Annotated in this window: 24 protein-coding genes; 14 read left to right on the forward strand and 10 right to left on the reverse strand. The window is 71.2% G+C overall.

The window, feature by feature from the left end; translation table 11 throughout:
- Window positions 1-117: 117 nt before the first annotated feature.
- Entirely contained in the window at window positions 118-2,112 is a 1,995-nt protein-coding gene (locus D1369_RS36655) for a serine/threonine-protein kinase (RefSeq protein WP_007380172.1), read from the forward strand.
- Here the strand turns inward: D1369_RS36655 and D1369_RS36660 are convergent.
- Both D1369_RS36660 and D1369_RS36665 read right to left on the reverse strand, forming a co-directional pair.
- A complete protein-coding gene (locus D1369_RS36660; protein ID WP_118082862.1) occupies window positions 2,058-2,870 on the reverse strand; it encodes a hypothetical protein in 813 nt (270 codons plus the stop codon). The two genes, D1369_RS36655 and D1369_RS36660, sit on opposite strands and share 55 nt — an antisense overlap.
- Window positions 2,871-2,876: 6 nt before the next feature.
- A complete protein-coding gene (locus D1369_RS36665) occupies window positions 2,877-3,926 on the reverse strand; it encodes a LacI family DNA-binding transcriptional regulator (RefSeq protein WP_118082863.1) in 1,050 nt (349 codons plus the stop codon).
- A 195-nt stretch (window positions 3,927-4,121) separates the two neighbouring features.
- Between D1369_RS36665 and D1369_RS36670 the strand changes: the two genes are divergently transcribed.
- Window positions 4,122-5,072, forward strand: coding sequence for an ROK family protein (locus D1369_RS36670; RefSeq protein ID WP_118082864.1), 951 nt, complete (start codon window positions 4,122-4,124; stop codon window positions 5,070-5,072).
- 82 nt (window positions 5,073-5,154) lie between these two features.
- Here D1369_RS36670 and D1369_RS36675 read toward each other — a convergent pair whose 3' ends face one another.
- The gene (locus D1369_RS36675; protein ID WP_202477293.1) at window positions 5,155-7,179 is read right to left on the reverse strand and encodes an NPCBM/NEW2 domain-containing protein; all 2,025 of its coding nucleotides are present in this window, start codon (window positions 7,177-7,179) and stop codon (window positions 5,155-5,157) included.
- Window positions 7,180-7,331: 152 nt separating this feature from the next.
- On the opposite strand from D1369_RS36675, the gene D1369_RS36680 reads away from it, so the two are divergent.
- On the forward strand, window positions 7,332-7,517 hold the full coding sequence (locus D1369_RS36680; protein ID WP_007380166.1) for a hypothetical protein: 186 nt from the start codon (window positions 7,332-7,334) through the stop codon (window positions 7,515-7,517).
- A gap of 66 nt (window positions 7,518-7,583) precedes the next feature.
- On the opposite strand, the gene D1369_RS43190 is transcribed toward D1369_RS36680, so the two are convergent.
- The gene (locus tag D1369_RS43190; RefSeq protein WP_162951043.1) at window positions 7,584-7,805 is read right to left on the reverse strand and encodes a hypothetical protein; all 222 of its coding nucleotides are present in this window, start codon (window positions 7,803-7,805) and stop codon (window positions 7,584-7,586) included.
- Window positions 7,806-7,874: 69 nt separating this feature from the next.
- Between D1369_RS43190 and D1369_RS36685 the strand changes: the two genes are divergently transcribed.
- The 6 genes from D1369_RS36685 to D1369_RS36710 all read left to right on the forward strand — a co-directional run bounded on the left by D1369_RS36685 (window position 7,875) and on the right by D1369_RS36710 (window position 15,341).
- Entirely contained in the window at window positions 7,875-8,915 is a 1,041-nt protein-coding gene (locus tag D1369_RS36685) for an NUDIX domain-containing protein (protein ID WP_007380165.1), read from the forward strand.
- 367 nt (window positions 8,916-9,282) lie between these two features.
- On the forward strand, window positions 9,283-10,311 hold the full coding sequence (locus D1369_RS36690) for an ABC transporter permease (RefSeq protein WP_007380164.1): 1,029 nt from the start codon (window positions 9,283-9,285) through the stop codon (window positions 10,309-10,311).
- Between the two features lie 79 nt (window positions 10,312-10,390).
- Entirely contained in the window at window positions 10,391-12,058 is a 1,668-nt protein-coding gene (locus D1369_RS36695; RefSeq protein WP_037899053.1) for an ABC transporter substrate-binding protein, read from the forward strand.
- Window positions 12,059-12,130: 72 nt separating this feature from the next.
- Window positions 12,131-13,123 carry an ABC transporter permease gene (locus D1369_RS36700; protein WP_007380162.1) on the forward strand — a complete coding sequence of 331 codons (993 nt, stop codon included), beginning with the start codon at window positions 12,131-12,133 and terminating at the stop codon, window positions 13,121-13,123.
- 23 nt (window positions 13,124-13,146) lie between these two features.
- A complete protein-coding gene (locus D1369_RS36705; RefSeq protein WP_007380161.1) occupies window positions 13,147-14,223 on the forward strand; it encodes an ABC transporter ATP-binding protein in 1,077 nt (358 codons plus the stop codon).
- The gene (locus D1369_RS36710; RefSeq protein ID WP_007380160.1) at window positions 14,220-15,341 is read left to right on the forward strand and encodes a dipeptide ABC transporter ATP-binding protein; all 1,122 of its coding nucleotides are present in this window, start codon (window positions 14,220-14,222) and stop codon (window positions 15,339-15,341) included. Before D1369_RS36705 ends, D1369_RS36710 begins: the two co-directional genes overlap by 4 nt.
- On the opposite strand, the gene D1369_RS36715 is transcribed toward D1369_RS36710, so the two are convergent.
- The 3 genes from D1369_RS36715 to D1369_RS36725 all read right to left on the reverse strand — a co-directional run bounded on the left by D1369_RS36715 (window position 15,242) and on the right by D1369_RS36725 (window position 18,413).
- Window positions 15,242-16,345, reverse strand: coding sequence for a hypothetical protein (locus tag D1369_RS36715; protein WP_007380159.1), 1,104 nt, complete (start codon window positions 16,343-16,345; stop codon window positions 15,242-15,244). The two genes, D1369_RS36710 and D1369_RS36715, sit on opposite strands and share 100 nt — an antisense overlap.
- On the reverse strand, window positions 16,285-16,992 hold the full coding sequence (locus D1369_RS36720; RefSeq protein ID WP_007380158.1) for an MBL fold metallo-hydrolase: 708 nt from the start codon (window positions 16,990-16,992) through the stop codon (window positions 16,285-16,287). The genes D1369_RS36715 and D1369_RS36720 overlap by 61 nt, the downstream gene beginning before the upstream one ends.
- A 65-nt stretch (window positions 16,993-17,057) precedes the next feature.
- Entirely contained in the window at window positions 17,058-18,413 is a 1,356-nt protein-coding gene (locus D1369_RS36725) for a dipeptidase (RefSeq protein WP_007380157.1), read from the reverse strand.
- Between the two features lie 133 nt (window positions 18,414-18,546).
- Here D1369_RS36725 and D1369_RS36730 point away from each other — a divergent pair, with 133 nt between their 5' ends.
- Window positions 18,547-19,818, forward strand: a complete 1,272-nt coding sequence (locus D1369_RS36730) for a geranylgeranyl reductase family protein (protein WP_037903072.1) — start codon at window positions 18,547-18,549, stop codon at window positions 19,816-19,818.
- On the opposite strand, the gene D1369_RS36735 is transcribed toward D1369_RS36730, so the two are convergent.
- Window positions 19,808-20,257, reverse strand: coding sequence for a nitroreductase family deazaflavin-dependent oxidoreductase (locus D1369_RS36735; protein WP_028807788.1), 450 nt, complete (start codon window positions 20,255-20,257; stop codon window positions 19,808-19,810). The two genes, D1369_RS36730 and D1369_RS36735, sit on opposite strands and share 11 nt — an antisense overlap.
- Before the next feature lie 132 nt (window positions 20,258-20,389).
- Here D1369_RS36735 and D1369_RS36740 point away from each other — a divergent pair, with 132 nt between their 5' ends.
- From D1369_RS36740 to D1369_RS36750, 3 genes are all read left to right on the forward strand, one after another.
- The gene (locus D1369_RS36740) at window positions 20,390-21,082 is read left to right on the forward strand and encodes a TetR/AcrR family transcriptional regulator (protein WP_037899048.1); all 693 of its coding nucleotides are present in this window, start codon (window positions 20,390-20,392) and stop codon (window positions 21,080-21,082) included.
- Between the two features lie 125 nt (window positions 21,083-21,207).
- Window positions 21,208-22,443: a sensor histidine kinase gene (locus D1369_RS36745; RefSeq protein WP_086023189.1), complete on the forward strand. Its 1,236-nt coding sequence runs from the start codon at window positions 21,208-21,210 to the stop codon at window positions 22,441-22,443.
- Window positions 22,440-23,105 carry a response regulator transcription factor gene (locus D1369_RS36750; RefSeq protein ID WP_007380152.1) on the forward strand — a complete coding sequence of 222 codons (666 nt, stop codon included), beginning with the start codon at window positions 22,440-22,442 and terminating at the stop codon, window positions 23,103-23,105. The genes D1369_RS36745 and D1369_RS36750 overlap by 4 nt, the downstream gene beginning before the upstream one ends.
- Here D1369_RS36750 and D1369_RS36755 read toward each other — a convergent pair.
- Together D1369_RS36755 and D1369_RS36760 are read right to left on the reverse strand one after the other, a co-directional pair.
- Complete coding sequence (locus tag D1369_RS36755; protein ID WP_007380151.1) at window positions 23,066-23,353, reverse strand: DUF6332 family protein; 288 nt, start codon at window positions 23,351-23,353, stop codon at window positions 23,066-23,068. The two genes, D1369_RS36750 and D1369_RS36755, sit on opposite strands and share 40 nt — an antisense overlap.
- Window positions 23,354-23,439: 86 nt before the next feature.
- Complete coding sequence (locus D1369_RS36760; protein ID WP_007380150.1) at window positions 23,440-24,930, reverse strand: MFS transporter; 1,491 nt, start codon at window positions 24,928-24,930, stop codon at window positions 23,440-23,442.
- Window positions 24,931-25,016: 86 nt separating this feature from the next.
- Here D1369_RS36760 and D1369_RS36765 point away from each other — a divergent pair, with 86 nt between their 5' ends.
- On the forward strand, window positions 25,017-25,400 hold the full coding sequence (locus D1369_RS36765) for a MarR family transcriptional regulator (RefSeq protein ID WP_037899042.1): 384 nt from the start codon (window positions 25,017-25,019) through the stop codon (window positions 25,398-25,400).
- The last annotated feature ends 48 nt before the right edge of the window (window positions 25,401-25,448 follow it).

Genomic DNA, 25,448 nt, shown 5'->3' on the forward strand with positions numbered 1-25,448 from the left:
CACGAAGGCGAGGGAGACGTAGCGGCCCTGTCACAGTCGCAACCACCGGCTGGAGTTGTCACTCCTGCCCCGTAGTCTGTACCGCACGCATTGACGTGTCACAGGAACGGGGCAGCGGTGTCTTCGGGGGAGACCAAAGGAAAGGGCCAGGACGAGACGGGTCGGCTGCTGGCCGGGCGTTATCGTGTCGTGGCCCAGCTCGGGCGCGGCGGTATGGGTGTGGTCTGGCGGGCCGTGGACGAGGTCCTAGGCCGTGAGGTCGCCGTCAAGGAACTGCGGACCTACACCGACGCCGACGGCCCCGAACTCGCCGATTTGCGGCTGCGGATGCAGCGCGAGGCGCGTGCGGCGGCCAGGGTCCGGCATCCCGGCGTCGTCGCGGTGCACGACGTGGCCGAGGTCGACGGACGCCCGTTGATCGTCATGGAGCTGGTCGAGGGCCCCTCCCTGGACCAGGTGCTACGCAAGCAGGGGACTCTCGACCCGCGGGAGGCGGCCGGCATCGGCGCCAAGGTCATGGACGCCCTGGCCGCCGCCCACGGCGCGGGCGTACTGCACCGGGACGTCAAGCCCGGCAACATCCTGCTCGACCGCTCCGGCCGCGTCCTGCTCACCGACTTCGGCATCGCCACCATGGACGACCCGGGCGACGGCTCGGCCACCAGCCTCACCCGCACCGGCCACCTCGTCGGGTCCCTGGACTACATGGCCCCCGAGCGTGCCCAGGGCGCCGACCCGGGACCGGCCTCCGACGTGTGGGCCCTCGGTGCCACGCTGTACGCGGCCATCGAGGGGGCCTCCCCGTTCCGCCGTACGTCGACGTTCTCCACCCTCACCGCGATCGTCGGCGAACCGCTCCCCGAATCCCACCGTGCCGGGCCCCTCGGCCCCGTTCTCCAGCGCCTGCTGGACAAGCGGCCCGAGGCCCGCCCCGGGGCCGAGGAGGCGCGCGACCTGCTGCAGGCGGTGGCGGACGGCGCCGAGGCCGGGGCGGACAGTCCCACGACGACCTTGCGGGGTACGGCGGGAGCGGTGAGGCAGGCCGAACCCGTCCCCGACGTTCCGGCGGTGCCTGTTGCCACTGCCGGTCCGGCGTCGGCGGATCCGACGAGACCGGTGTCGGCGCCGGAATCCGGATCGCAGGCGACGGAGGGGGCCGAGCCGGCCGCGGGGGCCGGGCAGCAGCATGGCCGGGTTCAGCCGGCCGGGGGTGCTGCAGGGCAGGTCGAGGCTGCGGCTCCGGCGCCCTGGTGGGTGGGGTCCGCTTCCCAGGACGGGGCCGTGGGACACGCCGGTTCGCCGGAACAAGGCGTCGGTGCCCCTTCTCAAGCCGGCAGTCCGGGACCATCCGCCGCTCCTCGGACACCGTCGGCGCACAGCCATGAGCTGTCTCGCGACACGACCCCCATGGCTCCCTCCCGTACGCCCCGTCGCCACAGGCGCGTCCTGCTCGCCGCCGCGGCCGTCACGGCCGTTCTCGCGGTGGCCGGCACCGCCGTCACGTTGATGAACAACTCGGGCCAGGCCGAAGCGGACGCCCGGCCGATCGCGTCCGGCACGAGTGCGCCGGCCTCCTCCTCCGCCTCCGCCCGCACCGACGCCGACCCTTCAGGCAGCGCCGCGCTGACGGACGGGGAAGCCGAGAAAACCCCGAGTGCGAAGGAGACGCCGGGCGAGGACGGCAGCGCCAAGCCCACGGGCCATGCCTCCGCGTCCGCCAAGGAGCACTCCTCCGGCGGTGGCTCGGGTGGCGACGACGCGGGCGGCAGCGACTCCGGGAACGGCGGCGGCACGACCGGGGACGGCGACCCCAGCACCCCGGCACCGGCCCCGGTCTGCACCGCCATCGGCGGCGGCAAGTACAACTGCACCGTCTGGAAGACCGCCAAGTCCTACACCGCCTCCGGCGCCGAGGCGGGTGTCCTCAACGCGGGCACCAACTACTTCTACTGCCAGTCGAACCTGGGCCGTCGCGAGACGTCCGGAGGGTGGACCAACGTGTGGTGGGCGAGGACGGACGACGACAGCGGCAACACCGGCGTCTACGTCAGCGACGTCTACATCAAGGGCGGGAACAACGACGAGCCGGTGCCGGGACTCCCGGTCTGCTGAACCGTCACGTACCGCTCCAGGCCGGACTCCGTGACCCGCTTCTCGTCGGCGAACAGCCGGGTGCCCGCCTCGCACCGGTGCCGGTCGTCGCGGGCCCGTGCCACGAACTCCTCCGGGGTGACGCCGAACAGCTCCCGCAACCGGGCCGACCCCACGAGGAGTTCGGTCAGCAGCTCCCGCTGGCCGGGATGGGTGCGCGGAGCGCCGGTGCCGTCGTGCAGGACGCCGTGGCGGTTGACGTACGAGTGGACGCCCGGCAGCGTGACGCCGCCCCGCAGCTCGACCCGCACCTCGGGCGCGGGCAGCCAGGCCCGACCGTAGTTGCCGTGCGGCAGTGGAACCCCCTCGCTCGCGTCGATCACCGCGAGCTGCTCGGCGTCCAGCCAGATGACGAACAACTCCCTTACGGCGTACGGCGCTTCGAAGGGTGACGCGGACACGTACCCCATGCGGCTCACGTGTGCGGAGACGCCCACGTCGACGCCGGTCACCCGTGCCTTCACCATCGGGACCGGTGAGGTGATGGCGCACTCGGCCATCTTGTGCCGCAGCTGTCCCGGACTGGCGTTGGAGCCGACCGCGAGGACGGGGGCGCGGTCCTCGCGCCGCCACCGGTCCAGGGGCAGCGACCCGGCAAGGGGTACCAGCCGGTCGCCGTCGAGCAGCGCGGAGTCCTCCGGCCAGGCGCCCGGGTACAGCAGCGGATGATCGCGAGGAGCCTCGGCCAGGCCGAGTGCCTTCAGTGTGAAGCCGTCCATGATCGCTCAGTCCGCCGGCGGCAGCTCGCCCGAGCCCCGGGTGATCAGCCGCGTCGGCAGTTCGATCCGCTCCGGCGTCAGCAGGGTGCCGTCCAGCTGGCGGAACAGCCGCTCCGCGGCCGTACGCCCCAGCGTCGCCGCGTCCTGGGCGACGACCGTGACACCCGGCTGGAGCAGATCGGCGAGTTCGATGTCGTCGAAGCCGACGAGGGCGACCCGGCGGGTGTGCTCGGCGAGGACCCGGATCACGGTGACCGTCACCCGGTTGTTGCCGGTGAAGATCGCGGTGACGGGGGAGGGGCCGGAGAGCATCTCCTCGGCCGCCCGGCGCACCCGCTGCGGGTCGGTGACGCCCAGCGACGTCCAGGCGTCCGCCGGCTCGATGCCCGCGTCCTCCATGGCGGCCCGGTATCCGCGCAGCCGCTCGGCGGCCGTGTGGATGCGGGGCATGTCGCCGATGAAGCCGATCCGCCGGTGGCCGTGGGCGATGAGGTGGGCCACGGCGTCGCGGGCGCCGCCGAAGTTGTCGGACAGGACCACGTCGGCGTCGATCCGGCCCGCCGGGCGGTCCACGAACACCGTGGCGACGCCCGCCTTCAGCTCGGGTTCCAGATAGCGGTGGTCGTCACCGGCCGGGATCACCACCAGGCCGTCCACGCGCCGGGCGCACAGGGCCAGCACCAGTTCCTGCTCGCGCTCCGGGTCCTCGGCGCTGGAGCCGTTGATGAGCAGGGCGCCGTTGGCCCGGGCCACCTCCTCCACCGCGCGGCTGAGCGGGCCGTAGAACGGGTCGGCGAGGTCCTCCAGGACCAGGCCGATGCTGGCGGTGCGGCCCTTGCGCAGCACGCGCGCGCTGTCGTTGCGGCGGAAGCCGAGGGCCTCGATGGCCTCCCGGACCCGGTGTTCCGTCTCGGGCGTGACCCCTGCTTCGCCGTTGACCACGCGCGAGACCGTCTTGAGCCCGACGCCGGCTCGCGCGGCCACGTCCTTCATGGTCGGACGGTTGCCGTACCGGGTCGTGGCGAGGCGGTCTGCTCGGCTGTGGGTCTCGGGCACGATACGGCGTCCTGTCCTGTCGTCGACGGGGATGCGCTGGTCCATGATTTTGTATGAGGATGTGGCGTCGAGCATAGAGCCTGGACAACGTTGTCAGATGCGGGAGACACTGTCCACCGCAATCTGTCGGCCGGCGCCCCCACCGCGAGACCGGCCTGTCCATTCCTCAAGGTTGACCGGGGAGAACTGACACTGATGCACACCGACCTCGTGGCTGCGCTCGACATCGGCGGCACCAAGATCGCCGGAGCGCTGGTGGACGGCCACGGCCGGATCCTGCTCCGCGCCCAGCGCGCCACGCCGGCGCAGGAGAACGGCGAGAGCGTGATGCGTGCAGTCGAGGAGACCCTCGGCGAGCTCACGGACTCGCCGCTGTGGGGGCGCGCGGGCGCCCTCGGCATCGGCAGCGCGGGCCCGGTGGACGCCTCCACCGGAACCGTGAGCCCGGTGAACGTGCCGGGCTGGCGCGACTATCCGCTGGTCCGCAGGGTCCGGGAGGCGGCCGGCGGGCTCCCCGTGGAGCTGATCGGCGACGGGGTGGCCATCACGGCGGCGGAGCACTGGCAAGGGGCCGCGCGCGGGCACGACAACGCGCTGTGCATGGTCGTGTCGACCGGGGTCGGCGGCGGACTGGTGCTGAACGGTCAGCTGCACGCCGGGCCCACCGGCAACGCCGGTCACATCGGGCACATCAGCGTCGACCTCGACGGCGACCCGTGCCCGTGCGGCGCGCGCGGCTGCGTGGAGCGCATAGCCAGCGGTCCGAACATCGCCCGGCGCGCGCTGGAGAACGGCTGGCGACCGGGTCCCGACGGTGACACGTCCGCCGCCGCGGTGGCCGACGCGGCCCGGGGCGGCGATCCGGTCGCGGTGGCCTCCTTCGCCCGGGCGGCCCAGGCGCTGGCCGCCGGTATCGCGGCCACCGCGACCCTGGTGGAGATCGACATCGCGGTCATCGGCGGCGGGGTCGGCAAGGCGGGAGACGTCCTCTTCGACCCCCTGCGCAAGGCGCTTGCCGACTACGCGACCCTGTCCTTCGTCCAGCGCCTGACGATCGTGCCCGCGCAGATGGGCACGGACGCCGGGTTGGTCGGAGCGGCCGCGGCGGCGCTGGCGAAGCGGACCGACACGGCCGCGGTGGTCTGACGGCACCCGAGCCGACCGGTGCGAGAGAAACGTTCACGCGGCGGCCGGGCCAGGCTCGGCCGCCGCATGCGTACGGCGGCTCTCAGCAGCTCAACTGCGCGTCGCCCCAGTCGGCGTGGTCCGAGTCGATGCCGTCGCCGCCATCGGTGACGACCAGCCGGACCAACTGGGCGCCGGTGACGTCCGCGGTGAGCGGCTGGGCAGGCATGGCGTTGGTCAGGACACCGGTGGACGCCACCTTGGTGCCGTCCGCCCACACCTCGAAGGCGACCGTGCCGTTCGCGCCCTTCTCGTCGTCCACGCCGACCTGCGCGGTGACCGTCTCGCAGGCCGCGCCCGTGTAGTACTCGACGGAGCTCTCCGCGTGCACCCCGAGCCCCTTGGCGTACACGACCCCGCCGATGGTGATCGGGTGACCGTCGCCCGCGGCGCTCTCCCCGTTGCTGGTGTTGCGTTCGACGGGACCGTAGCCGTTGGCGGCGGACAGCCACGGCAGATCACCGAGCCCTGAGGTGCCCGAGGGCGGCGGGACCACCACGGTCGCGCTGAAGGGCAGGGTGCTGTCGGCCCGGACACCGGTCGGTGAGCGGTAACTCGCCTTGAGCGTCAGGTCGTACGACCCCGTCGGCGTCCCCTGGGGAGCAGTGAGCGACCACTTCGTGCGCAGTGAGCGGCCCGTGGACAGGACCCCGGCGGAGGCCGGCGAGGTCGCCTTCACGGTCCAGCCCGCGGGCCCTGACAGCCGTACGGTGACCTGCCTGGCCGGGGTGCGTCCGAGGTCCGTGACCGTGGTCGTCAGTGCGGCAGGCGCGCCCGCCTGGACCAAGGTGCCGCCGTCCAGGCCGAGTTCGACGGCGGGCGGGTGCTGCTGCCACCTGCGGTCGGCGGCGACCCGTACGAGGACCGTTCCGTGCGCGGGGACGGTCGCCGAGATCGTGCCCGCGGTGTTGTAGCTCCGGTGCTGCCACAGGTCCCGCAGCGTGTACGCGTCGGCGTCGGGCAGGCCGACGGCCGCGGCGGTGGTGGCGATGCGCCGGGGGCTGCCCGACTCGTTGAACAGGGCGACCGTACGACTGCCGTCCTTCATCTCCTTGGCGACGACCCAGCGCCCGCCCTCGGACGAGACCACGGTGCCCTGCTTGCCCAGCGGGTCCTGGTCGACGGCGATGACCTCCTTGTTCGACAGGATCTCGAAGGTCTCCGCGGAGGCCGTGCGCAGGTCGCTGCCGATGAGCAGTGGCGCGGCCATGACCGACCACATCGAGAAGTGTGAGCGGTACTCGGTGTCCGTCATGCCGCCGTTGCCGACCTCCAGCATGTCGGGGTCGTTCCAGTGGCCGGGGCCGGCGTGGGGCGCCAGCGGCAGGTTCTGCTTGAGGATCGACAGCATCGAGCCCCAGCTGTCGCTGATGTCACCGGTGGTGCGCCACAGGTGGCCGACGTCCGAGGCCCACTCCCAGGGCTTGTTCTGGCCCCATTCGCAGATGCTGTAGACGATGGGTCTGCCGGTCGCCTTGAGGGCGTCGCGCATGGTCGTGTAGCGCAGCTTGGCGTCCACGCCCTGGTTGTTGCAGTTGTCGTACTTGAGATAGTCGACGCCCCAGTCGGCGAACTGCTGGGCGTCGCTGTACTCGTGGCCCAGCGCGCCCGGGAAACCGGCGCCGTCGCAGGTCTTGGTGCCCGCGCTGGTGTAGATGCCGAGCTTGAGCCCCTTGGAGTGGACGTAGTCGGCAACGGCCTTGATCCCGTTCGGGAAGCGGACCGGGTCCGGGACGAGTCTGCCGTCGGCGTCCCGGTTCGGCAGGGCCCAGCAGTCGTCGAGGTTGACGTACTGGTACCCGGCGTCCTTGAGGCCCTTGTCGACGAAGATGTCCGCGATCCCCTTGACCATGGACTCGTTGAACTCGGCGCGGCAGTGGGTGGAGTTCCAGTTGTTGAAGCCCATGGGCGGGGTGAGGGCCAGGCCGTCGGCCAGGGCGGGTGAGCCCGTGCCCTCCTCGCCCGCGACGGCGGGAGCCGCCCCGGGCACCGCGAACGCCAGCACCGTGAGTGCGGCGACCATCCTTCGGCGGGTCGTGCGGGTCGTGCGGGTGTGAAGGTGACGCATCATTACGTTCCTCCGAACCAGCGGAAGGTGCGATGACGACATGTACGCGTCATCATGTGGGCGTTTACGTTAGAACGTGTTGGACTCTGGTGGAAGGGAGCGGCACGGGCAGGGCAGCGTGACCCATTCCGTCCGGTGCCGTTGATCAGGTCATGAAGAAGCGCAGCATGCTCGCCATCGCCTCCCTCGCCACCGGCTTCGTCGTCGCGGCGGTCACTCCCTCGCACGCCCTGGGCGAGGAACTCGACCACCTCGACGTCGACAAGACCCTCAGCTCCCTCGATCACACCGTCGCCGACGAGAGCCTGGACGGCCTGGACGGGACCGCCCTCGGGTAGGGCGGCTGAGAGGATCGCACGGCTCCGGCCGCGGGGACCCGGCGGTGGCCGCATCCGGCGAGGCGGTCACGGCGGCCACTGCGCGCCGGGACGGTCGCGGACCTCCTCGCGGCAGTGGTCGTACGAGGAAAGGGCACGTGCGGCGGCGGGCCGCCCGGACCCCACGAACGGCGGCTCCGCACCACCGGCATCGGCGTGCAGGGCCAGGGCGCCGGGCATCCGCACGGCACCGGCGGCACCGGGGCCCCTCCGACGAGGGGCCCCGGTGCCGTGTTTGTGCGCCCTCATCTGCGGCTGGTTTCCGTGGCAGGGTGGAACGGGCAAGCCACAGGGGGCCAAACAGAAGAGGGGGAGTCCGTGATCGTCTGGATCAACGGCGCGTTCGGTGCGGGGAAGACCACCACCGCACGGGAACTGATCGAACTGATCCCGAACAGCACGCTCTTCGACCCCGAGGACATCGGCGCGGCGGTCGTGCGTCTGTTGCCGCCCAAGCACCTCGCCGAGGTCGGCGACTTCCAGGACCTGCCGATCTGGCGCCGACTGGTCATCGACACGGCGGCCGCGATGCTCGCCGAGCTGGGCGGGACCCTCGTGGTCCCGATGACCCTGCTGCGCCAGGAGTACCGCGACGAGATCTTCGGCGGTCTCGCCGCCCGCCGGATCGCTGTCCACCACATTCTCCTCGCTCCGGCGGAAACGATCCTGCGTGAGCGAATAGCCGGGCGGGAGACCCCGCCGACCCTTCCGCTCGGCGGAGTGGGGCAGGGGCACTGGGCGTACGACCACATCGAGCCCTACCGGGCCGCCCTCGCCTCCTGGCTCGCCGCCGACGCCCACCTGATCGACACCGGTGCGCTCACCCCGTACGAGACGGCCGCCCGCATCGCCGAGGACCTCGGCGCCGGGACGGTGCCCGTGTGCGACATCGTGCAGACCCCCGAGCCCACCGCCGAGACCGTGGCCGCCGGGGTCCTCCTCTTCGACGAGCAGGACCGCGTGCTGCTCGTCGACCCCACCTACAAAGCGGGCTGGGAGTTCCCCGGCGGTGTCGTGGAACGCGGTGAGGCGCCCGCGCGGGCCGGGATGCGCGAGGTCGCCGAGGAGACCGGCATCCGACTGGACGACGTACCGCGGCTCCTCGTCGTCGACTGGGAACCGCCCGCTCCGCCCGGATACGGCGGACTGCGCCTGCTCTTCGACGGCGGGCGGCTCGACTCCACCCGGGCGCAGGCGGTTCTGCTGCCGGGCCCCGAACTGCGCGGCTGGTGTTTCGCCAGCGAGGAGGAGGCCGCGGAGCTGCTGCCGCCGGTGCGCTACGAGCGGTTGAGGTGGGCGCTGCGGGCCCGGGAGCGCGGGGCGGCGCTGTACTTGGAAGCCGGAATTCCGATCGGTTGAGCTCCGGGGTCGGGCCCCGTCGGCACGCACCGCCGACGGGGCTTCGCCATGTTCGAGGCATGTTCGGTTCAGGCAAGCGGAGTGCGAGAACCCGCCAAGGGAATCGTCGCGCTCCCTCCATGGCAGAGCTAACGAAACTTCCCGCCCTCGTCAACCTTTGGCAAGGAGCGCAAACAATCCCCTTTTCGGTCATTTTCCGCCTTGACCGGCCTCTCGGCGTGTTGCGACAGTCCGCTCAGTTTGACGGCGCCGACAACGGCCGGCGACCGAAGCCTTTTCCCAGGAACAGCCCCATGACGAGACCCCGCCCGTCGGCGCCGATGAACCCCCCGCGCCGGCCCCAGCACATCACCGGGACGTCCGCACGATGACCACGCAACAGCAGCCGATGCCCGCCGACACCGGCACCACGCAAGCCGGTCGAACGTCGCCGGACCCGCGGAGCGACGGCACGGTCATCACCGGGCGCTCGCCCGCCCGGATGGCCTGGCGGCGCATCAGACGGGACAAGGTCACCCTGGCCGCGTTCGTGATCACGGTGCTCTTCATCCTGATCGCGCTGCTGGCCCCGGTCCTGACGGCGATCACCGGCTGGGGGCCGATCGCCCCCGACGGCAAGGCGATCGACCCGGACACCGGCAACTTCCCGCGCGGGGCGCTGGGCGGCGTCAGTCTCACCCACCTGCTGGGGGTCGAACCGGGCACGGGCTACGACCTGTTCGCCCGGATCGTCTACGGCCTGCGCACCTCGCTGTTCGTCGGCTTCGCCTCGGCCGTGCTGTCCACCGTCGTGGGTGTCGTGGCCGGCCTCGCGGCGGGGTACTCCGGCGGCTGGGTCGACTCCGTGCTGTCGCGGGTCATGGACGTGATGCTGGCCTTCCCGCAGCTGCTGTTCATCATCGCGCTCACCCCGGTCATCCAGAACGCGATGCAGACCAACAGCCACGGCGGCACCGACGAGAACCTGCGGCTGCTGGTCCTCGTCCTGAACATCGCGGTGTTCGCCTGGGCCTACACCGCCCGGCTGGTACGCGGACAGGTCCTGTCGCTGCGGGAGCGGGAGTTCGTCGACGCCGCGCGGATCATGAGCGCCGGGCGGTGGCACATCCTCTTCCGGCAGCTGCTGCCGAACCTGTGGGCGCCGGTCCTGATCTCCTTCGCGCTGGCCGTCCCGCAGAACATCACCACCGAGGCGGCCCTGTCCTACCTCGGCGTGGGTGTCATCCCGCCCAACCCGGACTGGGGCGCGCTCCTTTCGGACGCCTCCCAGTTCTTCCTCCAGGACCCCATGTACCTGTTCGTCCCCGGAGTCCTGCTGCTGATGCTCGTCCTGGCGCTGAACCTCCTCGGCGACGGCGTCCGGGACGCCCTGGATCCCCGCGCGGCCCGCGGCTGACGCGGTCCCCTCAACACCGGTGCGAGCGGCCCCACTTGAGCCGTCGTCGCCGAGCCGTAGAAGAACGGAGTGTTACCTCATGACGCGCAGAAGGCGCTCGATCGCGCTCGCGGCCACCGCCGTGGCGATCGCCCTGGGGGCCACCGCATGCGGGGGCTCCTCCAGCACCACCGGCAGCGGTTCCCCGACCAAGGGCGGCACGCTGACCGTCCTCGACCACGCCGACTTCGACCACCTCGACCCCCAGCGCGTCTACACGACCGAGGGTTCGAGCATGGACCAGGAGCTCGTGCGCACCCTGACCGGCTGGGACGAGACCGGCTCCCAGCCGAGGCTCGTCGGCGACCTGGCCACCGACACCGGAACGCCCAGCAAGGGCGACACGGTGTGGACCTTCCACCTGCGCAAGGGCGTCACCTGGCAGGACGGCAAGGCGGTCACCGCGCAGGACGTCAAGTACGGCGTCGAGCGGTTCTTCTCGCCCGACATCAACGGCGGCCCGCCGTACGCCAGTCAGTGGCTGGTCGGCGGCTCCTCCTACAAGGGCCCCTACTCGGGCAAGGAGCTCGCCTCCATCCAGACGCCGGACGCGTCCACGATCGTGTTCCATCTCGACCAGCCCGTCACCGACTTCAACCAGGCGACCGCCATGCCCGGCTGGTCCGCGGTGCCCAAGGCGCACGACACCGGCTCCACCTACGACACGCACGTCTGGTCCGACGGGCCGTACATGATCAAGTCGTACACCAAGAACAAGGAACTCGTCCTCGCCAAGAACACCGACTGGAAGCAGTCGACCGACCCGATCCGGCAGCAGAACGTCAACGAGATCGACGTGAAGCTCGGCCAGGACCAGTCGGCGATCGACCAGCAGATCAAGTCCGACGCCGGAACCGCCCAGACCTCGATCATGCAGTGGCCGATCGCGGGCTCCGACCTGACGACGATCGCCGGCGACCCGTCCCTGAAGTCGCGCCTCTACAACATCCCGGCCCCGGGCATCAACTACCTCGCGATCAACACCACCCGGGTCAAGGACCTCAAGGTCCGCCAGGCGATCGAGGACGCGATCGACAAGACCACCGCGCGCGGCGCGTTCGGCGGCAAGGCGTACGGCGGCTACGCGAGCACGATGCTCAGCCCCGGCATCGGCGGCTACCAGAAGTTCAACCTGTACAGCTCCAACCCCGCCGGTGACTTGGCCAAGGCCACGGCGCTCATGAAGCAGGCCGGCAACCCCAGGCTCACCATGTCGCTGGCGGTCGAGAACACCACCACCGAGGAGCACTTCGCCGACGCCGTGAAGACCTCGCTGGGCAAGATCGGCATCACGGTCAACATCACGCCGATCGACGCGGCGAACTACTTCAGCACCATCGACAACGTGAAGAACCAGTACGACCTCACCTGGGGCGACTGGATCGCCGACTGGCCGAACGCCTCCACCGTGCTGCCCGTGCTGTTCGACGGACGGCAGATCGCGAAGCTGCCGCAGTCCAACCAGGACCTGTCGTACCTCAACGACCCCGCGGTCAACGCGCAGATCGACAAGATCGCCAAGATGACCGACATCAAGCAGGCCGACGCCGCCTACGGTGCCCTGGACGAGCAGATCATGAAGGACGCCGCCGTGGTCCCGCTGATGTACATGAACTTCAGCGAACTGGCGGGCTCCAAGGTCGGCGGGGTCATCTCGGACCCCATTCTCGCCGAGCCCAGCCTGGTCCACGCCTACGTCAAGAGCTGACGCACCCTTCCCCGGCCCGCCGGCGGTCCCCGGCCGGCGGGCTCCCCCTCTCACGTCAGGGTCCAGCACGACATGCTTCGTTACCTCATCCGGCGCCTGCTGGCAGCGGCGGCGATCCTGCTGGTGATCACCGTGATCACCTTCTTCATCTTCTTCGCGCTGCCGTCCGACCCCGCGCTCCTGGCCTGCGGAAAGACCTGCTCGCCGTCCCGGCTGGCCGAGATCAAGCATTCGCTCGGGCTCGACCAGAGCTTCCTCACCCAGTTCTGGGAGTTCTTCAAGGGACTCTTCGTCGGCCGGGACTTCGGCGACCAGAGCGTGCGCGTGCACTGCGGCGCGCCCTGCCTCGGCATCTCCTTCCAGACCGACACCCCCGTCCTCAGCACCCTGCTGGGCGACTTCCCCGCGGACCTGTCGCTGGGCCTCGGCGCCGCGGTGTTCTTCCTGATCCTGGGCGTCGGCCTCGGCACGCTCGCCGCGGTCCGCCGGGGGAGGGCGGCCGACAAGGCGGCGGTCGGACTCGCCCTGCTCGGTGTCTCCGTGCAGATCTACTTCGTCGGACTGCTGCTGCTCTACCTGTTCGTCGACAAGTGGCAGATCCTGCCCGCCTCCGGCTACACCCCCATCACCCAGGACCCGGGCGCCTGGTTCCAGGGACTGATCCTGCCGTGGACCACCCTGGTCATCGTCTACCTCGCCCTGTACACCCGGCTCACCCGCTCCTCCATGCTGGAGGTCTTCGCCGAGGACTACATGCGCACCGCCCGGGCCAAGGGGCTGTCCACCGGCAAGGTCGTCCTCAAGCACGGGCTGCGGGCCGCGATCACCCCGATCATCACCATCTTCGGCATGGACGTCGGCTCGCTGATCGGCGGCTCCGCGGTCATCACCGAGTCGGTGTTCGGCATCAACGGCATCGGCAAGCTCGCGGTCGACTCGGTGCAGAACTCCGACCTGCCGGTCATCCTCGGCACCACGCTCTTCGCGGCCACCTTCGTCGTGCTCGCCAACGTGGTCGTCGACGTGGTCTACGGCCTCGTCGACCCCCGTGTCCGCCTCGTCTGAGCCACTCACCGCAAGGAAACCCCGTGTCCCTCCTGACCTCACCGCAACCGGCGGCCGCCGATCCCGCGGCCGCCCCCTTCCTCGACGTACGGGACCTGCGGGTGCACTTCCCGACCGAGGACGGGATCGTCAAGTCCGTCGACGGCGTCTCCTTCACCCTGGAGAAGGGCAGCACCCTCGGCATCGTCGGCGAGTCCGGCTCGGGGAAGTCGGTCACCTCACTCGCCCTGCTCGGACTGCACAAGGGCACGCGTGCCGAGGTCTCGGGCGAGATCCGGCTGGACGGCAGGGAGTTGGTCTCCCTGCCCGAGCACGACATGCGCACGCTGCGCGGCCGTACGGTCTCCATGATCTTCCAGGATCCGCTGTCCGCCCTGCACCCCTACTTCACCGTCGGCGCCCAGATCGCCGAGGCCTACCGGGTCCACCACAAGGTCTCCAAGAAGGAGGCCCGGGACCGGGCCGTGGAGATGCTGAAGCGGGTCGGCATCCCGCAGCCCGAGCGCCGGGTGCGGGACTACCCGCACCAGTTCTCCGGCGGTATGCGGCAGCGCGCGATGATCGCCATGGCGCTGGTCTGCGACCCCGAGCTGCTCATCGCCGACGAGCCGACCACGGCCCTCGACGTCACCGTGCAGGCGCAGATCCTGGACCTGATCCGCGATCTCCAGGAGGAGTTCGGCTCCGCCGTCGTCCTCATCACCCACGACCTCGGCGTGGTGGCCGACATCGCCGACGACATCCTGGTGATGTACGGCGGCCGCCGCATCGAGTACGGCACCGTGCACGACGTCCTCAAGGAGCCCCAGCATCCCTACACCTGGGGCCTGTTGGAGTCGATGCCGCAGATCACCGGGGACGTCGAGCGGCGGCTGAACCCGATCGCCGGGTCGCCGCCCAGCCTCATCAACCCTCCCGGAGGCTGCGCCTTCCACCCCCGCTGCACCTACAAGGGCTGGGTGCCCGGGGGGCGTTGTGCGGTGGAGCGGCCCGAGCTGGTGTCCGTCCCCGGCACCGGCCGGCATCTCGCCGCCTGCCACCTCACCCCGGAGACCAGGCAAGAGATCCGCGTGCGTACGGCCGCCGGGGCGGCGCAGTGACCGCGGCGGACGAACAGGAGCAGCCCGTGAGCACCACCGAGCCCACCGCCGGGGAGCACCTGCTCGAAGTCACCGGCCTCACCAAGCACTTCCCGATCCGGCACGGCATCGTCTTCCAGCGGCAGATCGGGGCCGTGCACGCCGTCGACGGCATCGACTTCACCGTCGGCGCCGGGCAGTCGCTCGGCCTGGTCGGCGAGTCCGGCTGCGGCAAGTCGACGACCGGCCGGCTGGTGACCCGGCTGCTGGAACCCACGGCCGGAAAGGTGGTGTTCGACGGCGACGACATCACTCACACCCCGGAGAACCGGATGAAGGAGGCCCGCCGGAACCTCCAGATGATCTTCCAGGACCCGTACTCCTCGCTCAACCCCCGGCACACGGTCGGCACGATCGTGGAGACACCGATGCGGCTCAACGGCATCAACCCGCCGCAGGGCCACAAGAAGCGTGCCCAGGAACTGCTGGAGACCGTCGGTCTCAGCCCCGAGCACTACAACCGCTACCCGAACGAGTTCTCCGGCGGTCAGCGTCAGCGCATCGGCATAGCCCGCGCGCTCGCGCTCAGGCCCAAACTCATCGTGGCCGACGAGCCGGTGTCGGCCCTGGACGTGTCCATCCAGGCGCAGATCGTCAACCTGCTCCAGGACCTCCAGCGGGAGTTCGGGATCGCGTTCGTCTTCATCGCCCATGACCTCGCGGTCGTACGGCACTTCTGCGAGCGGGTCGCGGTGATGTACCTCGGCAAGATCGTCGAGGTCGCCGACCGGCAGACGCTGTACACGAGGCCGCGGCACCCCTACACCCACGCCCTGCTGTCCGCGGTTCCCGAGGCCGACCCGGACGGGACCCGGCGGCGCGAGCGCATCCGGCTCGCCGGGGACGTGCCCTCACCGGTCGACCCGCCCTCCGGCTGCCGCTTCCGGACCCGCTGCTGGAAGGCGCAGGAGCGGTGTGCGAGGGAGGAGCCGCCTCTGGTGCGCCTGGCGGGCAACGGGGACGGCCATCTGACCGCCTGTCACTTTCCGGAGGAGCCGAGTGTCGAGGCCCGGGAGGAGGACATCGTGCTCGATCCGGCGCTGACGGCTTCGGGGGACAGCGCGTCGACTTCGTCGTGAGGGTACGGGGTGAGCCTGCTCTCCTGTTCCAGGCGCCGGTTGAAGTCCCCGACGACAGCTGCCAGTCGGGCGTGGCGTGAGATGAGCGCGGCGGCCGCCCCGGGGATTCCCTCGGGGCGTTTGCCGTCGGCGCACGCCCGGACGAACTCCTCGCGCTCGTCCCGGGCGAGGCCGTACTGGTCGACGACCAGCCAGTGGACGAGGTAGGAGAGGGCGTAGGCGCGGTCGTAGTGCCGGTGGCTGTCGTAGAAGTCGCGTTCCGGGGGAGCGAGTTCGAAGCGGCCCGACAGAGCGAGCCCGAAGTCGGCCAGGTAGAGCTGTTGTCCGTCGGTGAGGATGTTGCGGAAGTGGGCGTCGAAGTGGACGAGTTGCTGCTTCCGAAGGAAGTCGGTCAGCGTTTCGAGGCCGTGTTCCACGACGGCACAGGCCGAGTCGGCGCCATCCGAACGAAGCTGTTCGTGGAACCAGTCGTGGAGGGTGCGAGGCCGGTACTCCAGAAACAGTGCCAGGCTGGTGGACGCGGCGCCCAGGGCCTCGATGCGCTCCCGCCCGCCGCCCCAGTAGGCCACCGCCCGCTCCACATCGGCGAGTTCCTCGGGAAGCGGCTGACGCGCGTCGGGCAGGACACGCCAGTGGTGCAGCAGTGGAAAGCCCGAGAAGGTGTCGGCGCGTACCCAGTTGGTCGTCATTTCGTGGACGGCCAGTTCGCGCCAGGCGCCGAAGCCGGGGCTGCCGATCGCGCCGACGCCGTAGTGACAGTGGGCCGGCAGGTCGAAGATGTTCGCGGTGGACCGGACGTGGTCCGGGTGGAGTTCGGTGTCGGTGAGCGGCACCCGCTTCACGAACACCGTGACGCCGTCCACCTCCAGCAGTGTGGCCCGACCGCCGATCCCGTTGCCGGCGGGCGCGCCGGACGCCATGAGCTTCGCGAGGTCGCGGTCGCTCAGGAGAGCGAGGGCGGTGGCGGTGTCGGCGTGGCTGCCGAGACGATCGGGGGAGACCATGGCCCCATGATGGGTCCTCCGTGGCCGCAGCACGTGACGCTCGCTCCGACGGCCGCCAACTGAGCGAAGGAGTACAGCATTTGGGCCCGGTCGACGTTGAACACCCCGGGCATCACCTTGCCGTCCACCGGCGACGCGGCCACCGAGTCCCCGGTGAACAGCACCCCGTGCTCGGCCAGATGCAGGGCCACACTGCCCGGCGTGTGACCGGGGACGTGCAGGACCCGCGCCCCGCCGCCGAAGTCGAGCTGATCGCCGTCGCGCAGCTCGGTGACCTCGGACGGCCTCGTGAACCCGCCCTGCGGCAGGTGCCGTAGCGCTTCCGCGTGCAGCGGGCGCTCCCAGTCCTCGAACACCGGTGGCGGGCCCGGTACTTCGCCTCGCACCGCGGGCGCGTCCAGCCGGTGCGCCAGTACCTCGGCGCCGGTCATGGCGGCCAACTCGCCCGCCCCGCCCACGTGGTCCTCGTGGAAGTGGGTCAGCACGATCCGTCGTAGGCGCCCCGGTACGCGAGCGGCGATCCGCGCCGCGGAACCCGCAGGACCGGCGTCGATCAGGGTCGACTCGTCGCCGTCGCGCCACAGATAGGCCTGGCCGACCGGGAAGCGCAGGAGGCGGAGGCGGGGGAGCAGTTCGATGACGTCCATGGGGCGACCGTAGAAAGGCCCCCGTCCGGGGACGAGGGCCTTCTGCCGACAGCAGAGCCGTCGGATCAGCTCGCCGCGTAGTTGCGCAGGAACAGGGCCTCGGCCACCGAAAGGCGCTCCAGCTCCTGCGGGGAGACGCTCTCGTTCACGGCGTGGATCTGGGCCTCCGGCTCGCTCAGGCCGATGAGGAGGATCTCGGCGTGCGGGTAGAGGGCCGCGAGGGTGTTGCACAGGGGGATGGAGCCGCCCTGGCCGGCGTACTGCATCTCCTGGCCCGGGTACGCCACCGTCATCGCGTCGGCCATCGCCGCGTACGCCGGGCTGGCGGTGTCCGCGCGGAACGGCTGCCCCTGGCCGATCTGCTCGGTGCGCACCCGCGCACCCCACGGCGTGTGCGTCTCCAGGTGCGCCTGGAGCAGCTTGGTCGCCTCGGCCGCGTCGATGCCCGGCGGCACCCGCAGGCTGACCAGCGCGCGGGCGCTCGCCTGCACGGACGGGGTGGCGCCGACGACCGGCGGGCAGTCGATGCCGAGGACCGTCACGGCCGGGCGGGCCCAGATGCGGTCGGCGACCGTGCCGTCACCGATCAGCTCGACGCCGTCCAGGACCTTGGCGTCCGCCCGGAACTGCTCCTCGTCGTACTGGAGGCCGTCCCAGGAGGCGTCCGGCGTGAGCCCGTCGATCGTGGTCGTGCCGTCCTTCCCGCGCAGCGAGTCCAGTACCCGGATCAGCGCGGCCAGCGCGTCGGGGGCGGCGCCGCCGAACTGGCCCGAGTGGAGGTTGCCCGCGAGGGTGTCGACCTGGACGCGCAGCATGGTCATGCCACGCAGGGTGGTGGTGACCGTCGGCAGGCCGACGCGGAAGTTGCCCGCGTCGCCGATGACGATGGTGTCCGCCTCCAGGAGTGCGGGATGTGCCTCGGCGTACCGCTCCAGGCCCCCGGTGCTCTGCTCCTCCGAGCCCTCGGCGATGAACTTGACGTGGACCGGCACCCCGCCGTTCGCCTTCAGTGCGCGCAGGGCGAGCAGGTGCATGATCACACCGCCCTTGCAGTCGGCGGCCCCGCGCCCGTACCAGCGGCCGTCGCGCTCGGTGAGCTCGAAGGGCGGGGTCGTCCAGCCGGCCTCGTCCAGCGGCGGCTGCACGTCGTAGTGGGCGTACAGCAGGACGGTCTTCGCTCCCTCCGGGCCGGGCAGGTAGCCGTACACGGACTGGGTGCCGTCCGGGGTGTCGAGCAGTGCCACGTCCTGGAACCCCTCGGCGGTGAGCGCGTCCGCGACCCAGCGGGCGGCGGCCTCGCTCTCGCTCTTCGGGAACTGGTCGAAGTCCGCCACCGACTTGAAGGCCACCAGTTCGGTGAGCTCCGCCCGCGCCCTCGGCATCAGCGAGGCGACGGTCTCGGCGACCGGATTCGACGACATGGGCACGCTCCTGGTGGGTGCGACGTTGTACCTGTGAGTGCCGTAGATCCTCCCACAGTGGTCTGTGGGCGGGCCCGCCGTAGGATGCGGGAGACAGGTGCGGCAACGGCTTGATCGGGAGCAGCAGACCATCGTGAGCAGCGAGAACTCTTCGGCGGACGACTCTTCGGCGGACGGCGTGCAGGACGACGCGCAGCGGGTGTGGGACGTCGTCGTGGTGGGGGCGGGCCCCGCGGGCGCCTCGGCCGCCTACGCGGCGGCGGTCGCGGGACGGCGTGTGCTGTTGCTGGAGAAAGCCGAGCTGCCGCGCTACAAGACGTGCGGCGGCGGCATCATCGGTCCCTCGCGGGACGCGTTGCCGCCCGGCTTCGAGCTGCCGTTCCGGGACCGGGTGCACGCGGTCACGTTCTCGAACAACGGCCGCTTCACGCGGACCCGGCGCTCCAAGCAGATGCTGTTCGGGCTGATCAACCGGCCCGAGTTCGACCAGCAGCTCGTCGAGCACGCCCAGAAGGCGGGCGCCGAACTGCGCACCGGCGTCACCGTGCAGCGCGTCGAGCAGCACGGCTCGGCGGTGCCCGACCGGCGTACGGTCGCCGTGCTCCTCCAGGGCGGCGAGACGGTGCTCGCGCGGGCGGTCGTCGGTGCCGACGGCAGCGCCAGCCGGATAGGCGCGCATGTCGGGGTGAAGCTCGACCAGGTGGACCTCGGCCTGGAGGCGGAGATCCCGGTGCCGGAGACCGTCGCCGAGGACTGGAAGGGGCGGGTGCTCATCGACTGGGGCCCGATGCCCGGCAGTTACGGCTGGGTCTTCCCCAAGGGGGACACCCTGACGGTCGGGGTGATCTCGGCGCGAGGTGAAGGCGCGGCCACCAAGCGGTACTTGGAGGACTTCGTCGGGCGCCTCGGCCTCGCCGGGTTCGAACCGAGCATCTCCTCCGGCCACCTGACCCGCTGCCGTGCCGACGACTCGCCGCTCTCACGCGGGCGGGTGCTGGTGTGCGGTGACGCGGCGGGGCTCCTGGAGCCGTGGACCCGCGAGGGCATCTCCTTCGCGCTGCGTTCCGGGCGGCTCGCGGGGGAGTGGGCGGTCAGGATAGGGGAGGCACATGACGCGGTGGACGCCCGGCGCCAGGCGCTGAACTACGCGTTCGCCGTCAAGGCGGGTCTCGGCGTCGAGATGAGCGTCGGCAAGCGGATGCTGACGGCGTTCGAGCGCCGCCCCGGCCTGTTCCACGCGGCGCTGACGGGTTTCCGGCCCGCGTGGAACGCGTTCCGGGAGATCACCCAGGGCGCGACCTCGCTGGGCGAGCTGGTCCGGGGCCGGCCGATGGCCCAGCGGGCGCTGGCCGCGCTGGACCCGCGTCCCGCCGGGGCCCCCGAGGGCGGGGAGGTCAGCTCTTGACCGTGATGCGGAAGACGGGGTGGTCGGGCGCGATGCGGCGCAGGTCGGCGTCGGGGGAGTCGGGGCCGACTCCCTTGAAGAAGACGCCGACCTCGGCCTTCCAGCGCTTGAGGTAGGCGCGCAGGAGCGGGACCTTGTCGTCGTCGCCCACCTCGGTCGCGGTGAAGGCCTCCACGCGTTTGCCGAGGTGCAGTTCGCCGCCGCCGGCCGCGCGCATGTTGTGCGTCCACTGGACATGGCCGCGTGGCGCCACCAGGTACTGCCGGCCGTCCACCGTCAGCAGGTTCACCGGGGTGGTCCGCCACTCGCCGCTCTTGCGGCCGCGCACGGCCAGGACACGGGAGCCCCAGACGCTGAGACCACGGCGGGTGAGCCAGGCCACCATGCGGTTGAAGACGTTGACCGTGAACCAGCCGGGCTTCTGGACGTGCGTGGACACGACGACCCCCCTTGTTTGAGAGAGCGGTGCTCTCGCTTTCGGTGCGACCAGTCTGCACGGATCGGCGACCCAAAGCAAGAGCGGTGCTCTCGAATGTGTGCACTGCTCTGCTTCTGTGGAACACTGATCCGCATGAGCACCGCACAAGGCGCCCGGGCCCGCGCCCGGATCGAAGTCACCGCCGCCATCAAGGACGAGGCGCGCCGGCAGCTCGCGGCGGGGGGCGCGGCGAAGCTCTCGCTGCGGGCCGTGGCACGCGAGCTGGGGATGGTCTCGTCGGCGCTGTACCGCTACTTCCCGAGCCGCGACGACCTGCTCACCGCGTTGATCATCGACGCGTACGACTCCCTGGGGGAGAGCGCGGAACGGGCGCACGAGCCTGTCGCGCAGGCGGCCCCGCAGGAGCGCTGGGTCGCGGTGTGCGAGGCGGTCCGCCGCTGGGCGCTCGGCCATCCGCACGAGTACGCCCTGATCTACGGCTCTCCCGTCCCCGGCTACACCGCACCGCAGACCACCGTCCCGCCCGCCGCCCGCGTCGGCCTCCTCCTGATCGGCATCGTCCGCGACGCCCACTCCGGTCCGGGCGGCCTGGCGGAGCTGCCCGCAGTGCCCGAAGACCTGCACGGCGAGGCCGACCGCATCGCCGCCGACCTCGCCCCGGACCTCCCGGCCCCCGCGGCCGCGGCTCTCGTGGCGGCCTGGGCCCAGCTCTTCGGCCTGGTCGGCTTCGAACTCTTCGGCCAGTTCCACCGGGTGGTGGAGGAGCGGGAACCGTTCTTCCGGCATGCGGTACGGCAGCTGGGGCGAGGCGTGGGGCTCCGGTAGGAGGCATCCGGGGAGGCGGTGACAGGACCGGGTCCCGCTGCCACTGTCGTACTTCGCCGGGAGTAGGCGTGATCACCACGCTCGGGGGACGTCCTGGCCCGGCCGGGGCGTCTAGCGTGGCTGTCATGGACGGTGAGCAGGGCGTGCGCGGGGGAGGTTCGCCGCGCTGGTGGCACGGGCCGCCGTGGTGGCGCGATGCCGGCGGCGACGGGCGCGGCGCCCGGTGGCCGTGGCCGTCCACCCTGGTGCTCACGTTCTTCGTGCTCGGCGGGTCGAACTACGCGGCCCATCAGCAGGTCGGCGAGCGGGCCGCGCTCGATCCGTTCGCGCGGGCGCTGCTGGTGATCGGCTCCGGGCTGCTGCTGTGGCGGCATCGCCGGCCCGTGCTCGTCGTCTTCGGTACGGCGGCTGCCGCGATGCTGTACCTCGGGGCCGGGTATCCGTACGGGCCCGTGTTCCTCACCGTCGCCCTCGCCTGCTTCAGCGCCGTCGTGGCCGGACACCGCAAGGCCGCCTGGACCGCGCTCGGAATGCTGTGGGCCGGGCATGTCCTGGTGGCCCACTGGCTCTACCAGTGGCTGCCGCCGTCCAAGGACTCGGCCGCCCCCTGGGGGCAGGAGGGTGTGATCGCCGCCTGGGTCGTCGCCATCGTCGCCGTCTCGGAGCTGGCCCGGACCCGCCGTGAGCAGTGGGCCCGGGAGCGGGCCGAGCGGACCCGGGCCGCACAGCGGCGCGCCGACGAGGAGCGGCTGCGGATCGCCCGTGAACTGCACGACGTCCTCGCGCACAGCATCTCCGTCATCAACGTCCAGGCCGGCGTCGGCCTCGCCCTCCTCGACACCGACCCCGAACAGGCCCGCACCGCGCTCAGCACCATCAAGGCCGCCAGCAAGGAGGCGCTCGGCGAGGTCCGCCAGGTGCTCGACACCCTGCGCACCCCCGGAGACGCGCCGCGCGCCCCCGCGCCGGGCCTCGACCGGCTGCCCGAGCTGGTGTCCCAGGCGGCCGGCGCGGGCCTCACGGTCGAGGTGGAGGGAACGGCGCCGGGGTTGCCGCCCGGCGCGGACCTCGCCGCCTTCCGGATCGTCCAGGAGGCGCTCACCAATGTCGTACGGCACTCGGGATCGCGGCACGCGCGCGTGCGACTCGATCACGACACCGACGCGCTACGACTGCGTATCGACGACGACGGACCCGCGACCGGTGCCGACGCGGGCGGCAGCGGCAACGGTCTGGCCGGAATGCGGGAGCGGGCCGCCGCACTCGGTGGCACGATCGAGGCGGGGCCGCGCCCCGAGGGCGGGTTCCGGGTGCTCGCCGTACTGCCGCTCAAGGTGAAGGCCAAGGAGGACGACCGGTGATCCGCGTACTGCTCGCCGACGACCAGTCGCTCGTGCGGGCCGGTTTCCGGGCCCTGCTCGACGCGCAGCCGGACATCGAGGTGGCGGGGGAGGCCCCGGACGGTGAGGCGGCGCTGCGCAAGGTGCGTGAACTGCGGCCGGACATCGTCCTGATGGACATCCGGATGCCGCTGCTCGACGGGCTCGCCGCGACCCGGCGCATCACCGAGGACACCGCCCTGAAAGAGGTGAAGGTGGTCATGCTCACCACCTTCGAGCTCGACGAGTACGTCTTCGAGGCGATCCGTTCCGGCGCCTCAGGGTTCCTGGTCAAGGACACCGAGCCGGAGGAACTCCTGCGCGCCGTACGGGCGGTGGTCGACGGCGACGCGCTCCTCTCGCCGGGGGTGACCCGCCGTCTCATCGCCGAGTTCGCGGCCCGCTCCAAGGAGCCCGAGGCCGAAGGCGCCCTCGCCGGACTCACCGAGCGGGAACGGGAGGTGATGGCCCTGGTCGGCATCGGTCTGTCCAACGAGGAGATCGCCCGCCGCCTGGTCGTCAGCCCGCTCACCGCCAAGACCCACGTCAGCCGCACGATGGTCAAGCTGGGCGCCCGCGACCGCGCCCAACTGGTGGTCCTGGCCTATGAGTCGGGGTTGGTGCGGCCCGGCTGGCTGGGCTGAGGTCGCTCCCGCCGGAAGCGCACCAGCACACTGATCACCCGGGCGACGAAGACCACGGGGGCGATCGTGAGCCCGGCCCGCAGCAGCAACGTCTCCACGGTGCCCGGCAGTTCGAACAGCAGCGCCGGTCCCGCCACCGCCCCGAACAGCACCGCCGCCGCGAACAGCGCGCTGCACAGCGCGTATCCGGTCTCGACGGTGGCGGCGTCCCGCGCCGCCTGGTTCCGGCGTCCCCCGTACGTCTCCATCCCCCGAGTCTCACAGCCGGATGCCCGGCGGAGCAAGCAGGCTCCGCCGGGCACCCGGTGTCGGAGGAGGCGTCCCCCGGTGCGCGCTAGTCGTGTACGACCACGCGCTCCGTCTCCTCCAGGGAGGTGGACTTGGCGACGACCACGCTCTCCTGCCGACGCCTCACGCGCAGGCCGGTGAGCGAGATCAGCAGACCCAGGACCGCGATCCCGGTGACCACCGTCAGGGCGGGCAGATAGCTGTCGAGCACGGCCTGCGGGGACGCGCCCTCCCCGGGCGCGTTCGCTGTCAGGACCGCCGTCACCACGGCGAGGAACAGCGCGCCGCCCACCTGGACCGAGGTGTTGAGCAGACCCGAGACCATGCCCTGCTCGTGCTCGTCCACGCCGTTGGTGGCCTGGACGTTGAGCGACGGAAAGGTCAGCGCGAAGGCGGCGCCGACCAGCAGCATGGTCGGCAGGATCACCGCCGCGTAGACCGGGTCGAGGTCGATGCGCAGGAACAGCAGATAGCCGACGACCATCAGCGCGAAGCCCGCCACGATCAGCCGCGGGGTGCCGAACCGGTCGATGACCGTGCCGACCTTGGTCGCGGACAGGGCCACGAGCGCACCCGCCGGGAGGAAGGCCAGCGCGGTGTGCAGCGCCGACCAGCCGAGCAGTTGCTGCATGTAGAAGGTCACCAGGAACTGGAAGCCCATATAGCTGCCGAGGAACGTCAACGCGCCCAACTGGGCCCGTACTTGGGGTCCCGAGCGGAGCACGCCGAGCCGGATCAGCGGGTTCTGGCTGCGCCGCTCGACGGCCACGAAGGCGGCCAGCAGGGCGATCACGGCGACGAAGGACAGGAGCGTGCGGGCCGAACCCCATCCCGCTTCCGGTGCCTGGACCACCGTGAACACGAGCAGCAGCATCGAGGCGGTCCCGAGGACGGCGCCGGGGATGTCGTAGCCGCCGGTGCTCTGCTCGCGCTCACTGCGCGGCAGCAGCCTCAGACCGACGACGAGGGCGATCAGGGCGACGGGCGCGGGCAGCAGCATGGTGTAGCGCCAACTGGCCTCTGTGAGCAGGCCCGAGAAGACCAGGCCCATCGAGTAGCCGGTGGCGCCGCAGGTGGTGTAGATGGACAACGCGCGGTTGCGCAGGGGGCCTTCGGCGAAGGTCGTGGTGATGATGGACAGGCCCGCGGGCGCGGTGAAGGCGGCGCTGAGGCCCTTGATGAAACGACTGGCGATCAGCAGCGGGCCCGAATCGGCGAGGCCGCCGAGGAGCGAGGCGACCGCGAAGACTCCGAGGGCCACCAGGAAGACCTGGCGCCGGCCCAGCAGGTCGGCGGCCCGGCCGCCCAGGAGCAGGAGACCGCCGTAGCCGAGGATGTAGCCGCTGACGATCCATTGCAGCGTCGAGGTGGAAAGGCCCAGGTCGGCGCCGATGGACGGGAGCGCGACGCCGACCATGGAGACGTCGAGGGCGTCCAGGAACATCGCGGCGCACAGCACCAGCAGGGTGCCCCAGAGCCTGGGTGTCCAGCGGACCGCTGAGGACGGGTCCGCGGGGGTGGTGAGCGGAGAGGTCATGCCGAAGACACTACATGCGCATGCATCGAATGCAAGCGCATTTAATTCCGGTGCAATAATTCGTCTTCTCTGCTACGGTGCCGCGCATGGTGGCGAAGAAGCCCGAGCGGGCACTCGCGGAGCAGTGGCGGGACATCCTCGCGCTGCACGCGCGCACGCAGTGCGAACTGGACCGCGCTCTCCATCAACACGGCCTGTGCGGCAGCGACTTCGAGGTGCTGGACGTCCTGGCCGACGGCGGCTGCGCCTACCGTGTGCAGGAGATCTCCGAGCGGGTCCATCTGAGTCAGAGCGCGCTGTCGCGGCTGATCGCCCGGCTGGAGAAGGACGGACTCGTCGAGCGCGGGATGTGCGCGGAGGACCGGCGGGGTGTACGCGTCTCGCTCACGGCCAAGGGGCGCGCGCTGCACCGTGACGCCCTGCCGGTGCAACGCTCGGTCCTCACCCGGATGTTGGAGGCATCCTCCTAGACCACGTCGGACTTCTCCCGCCACAGCCCGGCGACCGACCCGTCCAGC

The organism is Streptomyces sp. CC0208 (assembly GCF_003443735.1).
GTDB lineage: Bacteria > Actinomycetota > Actinomycetes > Streptomycetales > Streptomycetaceae > Streptomyces > Streptomyces sviceus.